The 10,017-nt window shown below is 31.6% G+C and carries 10 protein-coding genes; 6 read left to right on the top strand and 4 right to left on the bottom strand.

The window, feature by feature from the left end; translation table 11 throughout:
• From Q0C22_RS07260 to Q0C22_RS07245, 4 genes are all read left to right on the top strand, one after another.
• The coding region (locus tag Q0C22_RS07260) for an NFACT RNA binding domain-containing protein (protein WP_291493257.1) at positions 1-416 on the top strand (416 nt) is incomplete at its 5' end.
• Positions 416-901 carry a CvpA family protein gene (locus tag Q0C22_RS07255; RefSeq protein WP_291493255.1) on the top strand — a complete coding sequence of 162 codons (486 nt, stop codon included), beginning with the start codon at positions 416-418 and terminating at the stop codon, positions 899-901. The genes Q0C22_RS07260 and Q0C22_RS07255, both read left to right, overlap by 1 nt.
• Complete coding sequence (locus tag Q0C22_RS07250; protein WP_291493253.1) at positions 898-2,268, top strand: M23 family metallopeptidase; 1,371 nt, start codon at positions 898-900, stop codon at positions 2,266-2,268. Before Q0C22_RS07255 ends, Q0C22_RS07250 begins: the two co-directional genes overlap by 4 nt.
• 1 nt (position 2,269) lies before the next feature.
• Positions 2,270-3,514, top strand: coding sequence for an MATE family efflux transporter (locus Q0C22_RS07245; RefSeq protein WP_291493251.1), 1,245 nt, complete (start codon positions 2,270-2,272; stop codon positions 3,512-3,514).
• Here the strand turns inward: Q0C22_RS07245 and dnaJ are convergent.
• The 4 genes from dnaJ to hrcA form a co-directional block, all read right to left on the bottom strand.
• Positions 3,474-4,586, bottom strand: a complete 1,113-nt coding sequence (gene dnaJ, locus Q0C22_RS07240; protein ID WP_291493249.1) for a molecular chaperone DnaJ — start codon at positions 4,584-4,586, stop codon at positions 3,474-3,476. The genes Q0C22_RS07245 and dnaJ overlap by 41 nt on opposite strands.
• Before the next feature lie 75 nt (positions 4,587-4,661).
• Positions 4,662-6,551: a molecular chaperone DnaK gene (gene dnaK, locus Q0C22_RS07235; protein ID WP_291493248.1), complete on the bottom strand. Its 1,890-nt coding sequence runs from the start codon at positions 6,549-6,551 to the stop codon at positions 4,662-4,664.
• A gap of 3 nt (positions 6,552-6,554) precedes the next feature.
• On the bottom strand, positions 6,555-7,139 hold the full coding sequence (locus Q0C22_RS07230) for a nucleotide exchange factor GrpE (RefSeq protein ID WP_291493246.1): 585 nt from the start codon (positions 7,137-7,139) through the stop codon (positions 6,555-6,557).
• Between the two features lie 2 nt (positions 7,140-7,141).
• Positions 7,142-8,146, bottom strand: a complete 1,005-nt coding sequence (gene hrcA / locus Q0C22_RS07225; protein ID WP_291493244.1) for a heat-inducible transcriptional repressor HrcA — start codon at positions 8,144-8,146, stop codon at positions 7,142-7,144.
• Between the two features lie 171 nt (positions 8,147-8,317).
• Here hrcA and Q0C22_RS07220 point away from each other — a divergent pair, with 171 nt between their 5' ends.
• Both Q0C22_RS07220 and Q0C22_RS07215 read left to right on the top strand, forming a co-directional pair.
• Positions 8,318-9,067 carry an alpha/beta hydrolase gene (locus tag Q0C22_RS07220; RefSeq protein WP_291493242.1) on the top strand — a complete coding sequence of 250 codons (750 nt, stop codon included), beginning with the start codon at positions 8,318-8,320 and terminating at the stop codon, positions 9,065-9,067.
• Between the two features lie 57 nt (positions 9,068-9,124).
• A partial coding sequence (locus Q0C22_RS07215) for a thiamine pyrophosphate-binding protein (RefSeq protein WP_291493240.1) occupies positions 9,125-10,017 on the top strand: 893 nt, incomplete at its 3' end.

The following is a 10,017-nucleotide window of genomic DNA, read 5'->3' as shown; positions in this document are numbered from 1 at the left end:
TTAGTGGATACATTGATCCTAATTATATAAAAACAATCTTGCCTCATAATAATGCGCAAAAAATTGTCCCTTTAGATAATATACCATACGAGCATTTTAACGTACTTGGTTTTGATGTATATATAGGAAAAAACGCTAAAGGAAACGATTTAATTCTAAAAAATGCTTCAAAAGATGATATATGGATGCACCCCAAAAGCATACCAGGACCACATTTAATAATAAAAAACCCACAACGCTTACAACAGTTAGACAAAACTCTTTTAGAACAATGTGCACAAAAAATAAGAGAAAATTTAGGTACAAACGATAAAATTGAAGTAGACTATACATTTGTAAAATTTGTAAAAAAACCTAAAGGTTTTAAAAAAGGTAGGGTTACTTACTCTAACTTCAAAACGGTTGTGGTAGGTTAATGGCAGATACTATTCTTGGTATTTTTATTTTAGGTTTATTGGTATTAGGCTATATTAATGGTTTTATAAAGGAATTTTTTAAATTGGTAGCTGTAATTTTGGGGTTGTATTTGTCTGTAATATATCACGGTATTTTAACATTTCCAATAGAAAAAGCACTAAAGGTGTCGTATTTAATTGCAAATCTACTGAGTTTTATTGTATTGTTTATTATCATATATACGCTGGTAAGCCTTATTAGTTTTTTAAGTCAAAGTGTATCAAGAAAGATGAAATTAACAGGCATTGATAGAATCCTTGGTGCCTTGTTTGGATTTTTTAAAGCTATTTTTTTAATTGCACTTATCTCTATTATACTTAGAAGTTTACCTTATTTAAATCATTTTTCAAATAAACTAATGCATAACTCTTACATATATAAAATAATTTGTATATCAACACAAAATTTAAAAATTCAAAAAGATATAGTAAGGAGTATAAAATGAAAGACACTTTTTATTTAAAAAAGAAAAAAAAGCAAGGCTTTGGGTCTAAACTTTTATTCATCCTGATATTACTTATTTGTGCGTACGCAGTTTATCATTATACGCCTTTTTTTGTTAAAAATCCTATAAATATCAAAGATACAAAATATCCTTTAAAAGAAATAAATATTTATGCATATACTATGAATACAAAAATTCCTTTGTATGATAAAATATTTGAAAACAAAAATACATATAATTTTCCACTAAAATTTAAGTTAAACCAAAGACTTCCAGATGGTCCAGCAAAATTTGCAATTGAAGTGACAGATTACTCACAAAATAATTTTTCTTTTGGATTTAAAAAGAAAATAGAAAAACAAGTTACTGTTTACAATCATTATCCAAAAGTAATATTATTAAATGATGCAGCAAATATATTGGAAGGTGGTTCGGCTGTAGTATTGTTTTATGCAAATGATAAAATTGGTTTAAAAAATGTATATTTGCAGGTTAAATATGCAAATAACAAAATTGCTAAATTTAGATGCTTTAATGCAGAAAAATTCACAAATCATCCACATACTTATATAGCATTTTTCACCTATCCCTTTTGTGAGCAAAAAAATTGGGATACATCTATAGTTGCCCAAAACAATGCAGGAAATAAAATTTATGTACATGTACCAGTATATTACGAATCTTTTAAAAACAAAAAAACAGATGTTCAGGTTGATACACATTTTATTGAAACAAAAGTATACAGATTATTAAAAGAAGCTAATATAAGTTTTAATGAACAGGATCCAGCACAAGCCTTCGACTTGGTTATAAATAAATTAGAAAAACAAAATAACGAACAAATTGCTCAAATAGCAAATTCTGTTCATACAGACAAGATACTATTTAAAGGTCCTTTTTTACAATTGCCTGGCTCTGCTGTTATGGCATATTTTGGCGATTATAGAACATTTTACTATGATAATAGTCCACTGACTCATGAATATCATTTAGGAGTTGATTTTGCTAGCATAAAACACGCTAAAGTACCCGCAGCTAATTCGGGTGTGGTGGTGTATACTGGAAATATTGGTGTATATGGAAAGTGCATTTTAATTGATCATGGACTTGGTATATTTAGTCTTTATGGTCACTTAGAAGATTTTTTGGTCAACAAAGGTGAGTATGTCCAAAAAGGACAAATTATTGCTCATACAGATACATCAGGACTTGCCATTGGAGACCACTTACATTTTGGTATGCTTATTGATGGTTATTACGTAAACCCGATCGAATGGCTTGACGGCTCATGGATAAGAAACAACATAGAAAGAAGAATTGCGGATGCTAGAAAAAGAGCCGATATGTTAAAATACTACACACAATAAATTGACTAATATAGACCCTACAAAAGATCCTATAATAAAAAGTCTGATTGGACTATCTATACCGATGATTATAGAAAGCAACCTTCAAACCATTTTTAATCTTGTCGATACATTTTTTGTTTCGAAGATAAGCTACAGTGCAATAGGTGCACTGGTCTCTTCAAGCATACTAATGATGCTAATATCTGCTTTTACTATAGGTATTTCTATTGCATCATCAATTTTTTTTACACAAAGTTATGGTGCAAAAAACTTTAAAAGAGCAAACACTGTTTATTCAAACGCTTTAATTGTTATGATATTCTTTTCTCTTGCATCAATGTTGCTTTATCCATTTTTAGATAATATTTTAAGTCTTCTTGGATTAAAAGATTCCACATTGGTTTTTGCTAAAGAGTTTTTGAGTATTTCTATTTTAGGGCTTCCAATATCGTTTGTGTTTGGTCTAAATAGCTCAACACTAAAAAGTATGTCGCTACCCCACAAAACCCTTCTTATTATGCTTATTGCTACAATTATAAACATTTTACTTGATCCTTTATTAATATTTGTTTTAAAAATGGGCGTAAAAGGTGCGGCTTTGGCTACAATTTTTTCAATGTTTGTTGGCATTTTGTTGCAGGTATCTGTTATTTTAAGAACAAAACTAAGATTTGAATTACACATTAACTTACCTCTTATTAAACAACTTTTGAGCAAAAGCATTTTTGCTTCATTTCATTTAATTGTAAGGATTTTAAGCATGTTATTAATTATTAAAATAATAGCTATTCAATCTCAAACTGCAATTTCAAGTTATAGTATTGTAACACGCATATATCAAATTTTGTTATTTATGATTTTTGGTATATCAAATGCAGCAGCCGTAATTGTAGGTCAAAATATTGGTGCAAAAAACTGGCCATTTGTGGAAGAAGGTGTAAAAAAATCAATTTTATTTGGTAGTGCATTTATAATTTTTTTAGATATTTTATTGTTTGTATTTTCAAGTATCATAATAAAAGTTTTTACTTCAGATAAAGCATGCTTTGAAATTGCAAAAAATGCATTTTTATACTACGCTTTAAGTTATCCATTTTTTGCAGCAGGTTCTATTGCAAACCGTATAACAATGGCTTGTGGAAACACCTTTTTGCCCAGCATAATGAATTTTTTTAGTTTATTTGTTTTCCAGCTACCACTTGCATATTTTTTATCTATGCATATTAAACTAAATGGTATATGGCTCTCAATACTTCTGGTTTGAATATATTTTTTTCCTGATTAGAAGAAACTGATTGATCCATTTCTTTTGCAAACTCTTCCATAAGTTGTCTTTGCTTTGGTGTTAATTTTTTTGGTATATCTACATGTATATTGATTATCTGGTTACCTTTTGCGCCTTCAATTTCTACTCCTTCGCCTTTTAGTAAAATTTGTGAACCACTTTGAGTACCAGGTTCAATTGAAATCTTTTTTTTGCCCCAAATTGTATCTACTTCTATTGTGTCGCCTAAAACTGCTTGGGGAATCGTAATATTTAAATCAAGATATATGTTTAAACCCTCTCTTCTAAAAACTTTATCGGGCAAAACCTTAAAGTATATTATTAAGTCACCTCTAATTCTATCTATACTTTCATGTCCTTTTGATGATATTCTTATAGCATAACCGTTATCTATACCGCGCGGAATATTAATTGTAATTTTTTCTTTTTCAATAACAAAACCTTTGCCATTGCATTTTGGGCACTTTTTCTTTATTATCCTGCCAGTACCACCACATTTAGGACACGTTTTTCTAACTGATATGAAAAAATTACCATATTCTACCTGACCTGTCCCTTTGCAGTAATCACATGTTTCAAAGTCTTGCGCTTTAGCCCCAAGCCCACTACACTCATCGCAAACTTTTTGGTAATTTATTTCAATTTCTTTTGAAGCCCCAAATATTGCTTCCTTAAAAGAAACAGTTAACTGATACTGTATATCTTCACCTTTTCTTTTTTGACGATAATACCTTGAGCGTCTTGAGCCAAAATTACCAAAAAGATCTCCAAATATATCATTTACATAAGCAAAAATATCATCAAAACTTGATGGATTAAAATCAAAATCATTTTCGTTTACATAACCAAACTGATCATATTTTGCCCTTTTTGTTTCATCTGATAGTATAGCGTAAGCTTCTGTAATTTCTTTAAATTTTTCTTCAGCTTCTTTATTGCCTTCGTTTCTATCTGGGTGATACTTAAGTGCAAGCTTTCTGTAAGCTTTTTTAATCTCTTCTGTAGTTGCGTTTCTATCTACACCCAAAATAGCATAATAATCTTTTGCCATTTTTGTTTTAATCTCCCTGCTACTTAAAAAATTATAAACCAGGGCAAAGCCTGCCCTGGTTTATAGTAATTTATGTTACTTATTATCTTCTTTTTCTACTTCTGCTTCAACGACATCTTCTTCTTTTTTTGACTCGTTACCAGCTTGATCCCCTTTGGACGAAGTTTGTTTGTAAGCTTCTTCCGCTAATTTGTGAGCTTTGTTTATAAGCTCATTCATTTTTGCTTCTATTTCTTCTTTAGTACCAGATTCTATAGCTTTCTTTGTAGCTTCTATCGCATCCTGAATCTCTTTTTTCTCGCTTTCAGAAATTTTATCGCCAAAATCATTTAAACTCTTTTGCGTAGAATATACTATAGAATCAGCTTTATTTTTTACTTCTACTAATTCTTTGTATTTTCTATCTTCTTCTGCATGAAGTTCGGCTTCTTTTACCATTCTTTCGATTTCTTCCTGAGTTAAACCACTTGAAGCAGTAATGCGAATCATCTGTTCTTTGCCAGTAGCTTTGTCTTTTGCAGTTACATTAAGAATTCCATTAGCATCAATATCAAATGTAACCTCTATCTGGGGCACTCCCCTTGGTGCAGGCGGTATTCCTACAAGTTCAAATCTTCCAAGCGTCTTGTTTTCTGATGCCATCTCGCGCTCACCTTGCAATACATGAATAGTAACTGCAGTCTGATTGTCTTCTGCTGTTGTAAATATCTGGCTTTTCTTGGTAGGAATTGTGGTATTTCTAGGTATTATCTTTGTCATAACGCCGCCTAGTGTTTCTATGCCAAGACTAAGTGGTGTTACATCAAGCAATAATACATCTTTTACTTCACCTTTTAATACACCGCCCTGTATAGCAGCACCTATTGCAACAGCTTCATCAGGATTGACATCTTTTCTTGGTTCTTTTCCAAAAAATTCCTTAACTACCTGCTGAATTTTAGGCATCCTTGTCATACCACCGACAAGGATAACATAATCTATATCGTTTTGCGTTAAATTAGCATCTTTTAAGGCTAACCTGCATGGCTCGAGCGTACGTTGTATTAGCGGATCGACTAATTGTTCAAATTTAGCCCTTGTAATTTTAATTACTAAGTGTTTTGGTCCTGAAGCATCTGCTGTAATAAAAGGCAAATTAACTTCTGTTTCAAGAGAACTTGAAAGCTCAATTTTAGCCTTTTCGCTAGCTTCTTTTAATCTTTGGAGTGCCATTGGGTCATTTCTTAAATCAATACCATGCTCTTTCTTAAATTCATCAGCTAAATAATCCAGCAACACCCTATCAAAATCATCGCCACCTAAATATGTATCACCATTTGTCGATTTAACCTCGAAGACCCCATCGGCAATTTCTAATATTGATATATCAAATGTACCGCCACCTAAATCGTAAACTGCCACTTTACCTTCTTTTGCTGTATCAAGTCCAAATGCTAGTGATGATGCAGTTGGCTCATTTATTATTCTTAAAACATTAAGCCCCGCAATGGTACCAGCATCTTTAGTTGCTTTCCTTTGTGAATCATCAAAATAAGCTGGTACAGTTATAACTGCTTCTGTTATTTTTTCACCTAAATAACTTTCCGCATCTCGTTTTAATTTCATTAAAACCTGAGCAGAAATTTCCTGTGGTGTATAATCTTTGCCGTTAATTCTTATTCTGCAGTCATCATTTGGTCCTTCTACCACTTCGTACGGAAGTTTAGCTTTTGCTTCTTGAGCTTCTTTTGAACTATACCTTCTACCTATCAATCTTTTTGCCGAAAATATAGTTTTCTTAGGATTTGTTATTGCCTGTCTTTTTGCAGCCTGCCCAACTAATATTTCGCCTTTATCTGTAAATGCCACTATACTTGGTGTTGTGTTTGAGCCCTCAGCATTTGGAATTACTTTTGGTTTACCACCTTCTATAATGGCCATACAAGAGTTTGTTGTTCCAAGATCTATTCCTAACACTCTTCCCATAAATTATACCTCCTCATTTTTATCTTCATCTGCATTGTTATCATTATTATTTAATTTACCTACCGAAACTTTTGCCGGTCTAAGCAATTTATCCTTATAAGTATAACCTTTTTCAAAAACTTGAACAATTTTATTCGGCGTATTTGATTCTACCATCATTAAAGCTTCATGAAGGTTTGGATTAAACTCGCATTCAGTATCTACTTCCTTTATTTCATACTTTTCCAAAAGCTGTTTAAATGCTTTTATAACAAGCTCAATACCAGATCTTATTGATTCATCATTTACACAAGCTTCATATGCTTTTTCTAGACTATCCAAAATTGGCAAAAAATCTCTTACTACTGAACCCTTTATAACATCAGCAATTTCAAACTTTTCTTTTTCTGTGCGTTTTCTGAAATTATCAAACTCAGCCAATAACCTTAAATATGCATCTTTTTGTTTTTCTAATTGTTCTTTTAATTCTGACAATTCGTCTTTTGTCTCCTGTTGGGTTTGATTTAGATCGGTTTCGTTGCTTTCTATATTATTTTGCAACTCTTGATTTTCTTGTAAATTTTCCGTGATATTATTTTTATCATTCATTACTACCTCCCTTGTTTAAAAAGTTTTTCTATTTTTTTGCTCAATAAATCCAGCGTGTAGATTACATTTTCATAATTTAAATTCATAGGTCCAAGTACACCTACAAAACCCAACTTTACATTATCCAGATAGTAAGGTTGGGCAACAAGACTCAGACTTTTTAGTTTCTCATTGGGTATATCATTACCTATTAATATTTTTTCATCATTTTTCAAAATCAAATCAACTATTTCAGAAACATGTTTTCTTTTTTCTATAACATCAAGAATTTTATTCAACTGTTCATAATCTTCATAAAATTCTCTTTCTTTTAATAGATTTTGAACGCCAGAAAAGTACAGATCTTTACTTTTTTCTTTTAATTTTTTAAATATTAAATCGCACTCTTGTCTACTTTTAGACAATGAGTTTTCTAAATCTTCCTGAATTTTTTCCAGCTCCCAACCTTTGTAATTTTCGCTTAAAAATTGAGCAATATCATTTAACTCATTTTCAGAATAATCTTTTGTAACCTCAATTATTTTTGTTTCCACAACTGATGGCTCAGCTATTACAGCGCATAGTAATTTATTAGAACCAATTTTTATCAAACTAATATCTTTTAGTTTTAGTTTAAATATATTAGGAGAGCTAACCATTGATATCAAACCACACGAACTAGATAAAATATTTGATATATCTGAAACAAAATCTTCAATTGTACTTAAATTTATATTATCAATTTGCTTTAGTCTTGGTTTCAAACTTTTCCTTTTCTTTTCCAATAGATGCTGTACATACACTTTATAACCAAGTTCAGTTGGAATTTTTCCGCTTGATATATAGGAATGTTTAAGGTATCCCATTTCTTCTAAATCAGACATAATATTTCTCATCGTAGCAGCAGAAAAAGGTAAATTATACCTTTTTATTAATACTCTGGAACCCACTGCTTCCTTATAGTTTATAAAATTTTCCACAACTATATTCAAGACCGTTAAATACCTTTCATCCAATTCTGTCTTCATTAGCAATCACCACTTCTACCTGCTAACAAGATATTCTAATTTTATTTTTTGTCAAGTCTTATTGAATTTAAATCTAATTAAACTGGCTCTAATTTAAAAGAAATTTTTTTATTTGATAAATAATTCAAAAAATGCTATGATATTTTTATATTAATAAACAAGGAGTAAATCTTGAAAAAGGAATTTGTTATTATAAAAGGTTCACAAATTTCATATGAGCTAGAAAATCCAAATGAACAAAATAATATTATTTTTATACATGGTTCTGGAGCTACCAAACTAACGTGGAAGCATCAGCTAAAAGCAACATTGCCCAATTATACAAAAATTGCTCTTGATTTAATTGGACATGGTGAGTCTCAAGGTAATGGTTATTCTTCTATTGATGATTATGTTGATTTTATAAAGTCATTTATTGAAGCCTTAGACTTAAAAAATGTAACACTTTGCGGACATTCTATGGGTGGCGCAACTGTTTTGCAATTCAGTCTCAAATACCCACACCTTTTAGATAAAATTATCATTGCTGGAAGCGGCGCAAAATTAAAAGTTCATCAAGATATTTTAAAAGCAACCCTGGAAGGTACAAACTATGCAGTAGATTGGGCTTATTGCGAACATACAAAAAAAGAACTGATCGAAGAAGCTGAAAGTGAATTTAATAATACAAACAAAATCGTACGATACAATGATTTTCTTGCTTGCAATGAGTTTGATATAATGCAAAAAGTAAATCAGATAGATAAACCTACACTTGTTATTGTAGGCTCTTGCGACAAACTTACACCTATTAAATATGCCCAATATCTAAAAGATAATATTAAACATTCGCAAATGGTTATTATCCAAAATGCTGGCCACATGTCTATGTGGGAGAAACCTGATGATTTTAATAAAGCAATCTGCAATTTTCTACAATAATTTGCAAATTTTGTAACATTTTGTATAATTAATTTTTAATTTATACAAGGGGGAAATATGAGTGGAAAGTTAAAAGGCGCAGAAATCTTTATCGAATGTCTCAAAAAAGAAGGAGCAAAACATCTATTTGGCATACCAGGTGGTGCAATTATTGACTTGCATGATGCCATTTATAAGCAAAAAGATATAGAGTTCATCCTAACAAGACACGAGCAAGGTGCTGTTCACATGGCAGATGGATATGCAAGAAGTACGGGCCAGGTTGGCGTTAGCCTTGTTACAAGCGGACCGGGCGCAACTAATGCTGTAACAGGTATTGCAACAGCATATATGGACTCTATACCTCTTGTTGTTTTTACAGGTCAGGTACCTACACATTTAATAGGCAACGATGCTTTCCAAGAAGTTGATATAGTAGGCATTACAAGATCTTGCACAAAACATAATTTTTTAGTAAAAGATGTTAAAGATTTAGCCTATACCATAAAAAAAGCTTTTTACATAGCAAGAACAGGCAGGCCAGGCCCCGTTTTGGTTGATATACCAAAAGATGTACAAACAGCAAGCTGTGAATTTGAGTATCCGGATGCAATACATTTGAGAAGTTATAACCCGACTTACCACGGTAACCCAAAACAGATAAAAAAGGTAGCTAAAGTAATTGAGCAAGCAGAAAGACCACTTTTGTATATTGGTGGTGGCGTAATTACTTCAAATGCGCATAAAGAAGTTTTAGAGCTAGCAGAAAGATTGCAAATACCTGCTTTTACTACACTTATGGGTATTGGGGCGTTTCCTGCAGACCATCCTTTGAGCCTGGGCATGGCTGGCATGCACGGTACCTATAAAGCAAATATGGCCATTCAATACTGCGATTTACTTATTTCTATAGGAGCAAGGTTTGACGATAGAATCACTGGAAAAGTATCCGAGTTTGCTCCAAATGCACA

This window comes from Desulfurella sp. (genome assembly GCF_023256235.1).
In the GTDB taxonomy this organism is placed as follows: domain Bacteria; phylum Campylobacterota_A; class Desulfurellia; order Desulfurellales; family Desulfurellaceae; genus Desulfurella.
Note: the sequence above shows the minus strand (reverse complement) of the source record. Positions and strands in the feature narration are given on the sequence as shown.

Excerpts from the sequence above, each read along its gene's own strand:
- dnaK (WP_291493248.1), bottom strand. The coding sequence starts at position 6,551 with ATGGGAAGAGTGTTAGGAATAGATCTTGGAACAACAAACTCTTGTATG.
- Q0C22_RS07250 (WP_291493253.1), top strand. The coding sequence starts at position 898 with ATGAAAGACACTTTTTATTTAAAAAAGAAAAAAAAGCAAGGCTTTGGG.
- Q0C22_RS07255 (WP_291493255.1), top strand. The coding sequence starts at position 416 with ATGGCAGATACTATTCTTGGTATTTTTATTTTAGGTTTATTGGTATTA.
- Q0C22_RS07230 (WP_291493246.1), bottom strand. The coding sequence starts at position 7,139 with ATGAATGATAAAAATAATATCACGGAAAATTTACAAGAAAATCAAGAG.
- dnaJ (WP_291493249.1), bottom strand. The coding sequence starts at position 4,586 with ATGGCAAAAGATTATTATGCTATTTTGGGTGTAGATAGAAACGCAACT.
- hrcA (WP_291493244.1), bottom strand. The coding sequence starts at position 8,146 with ATGAAGACAGAATTGGATGAAAGGTATTTAACGGTCTTGAATATAGTT.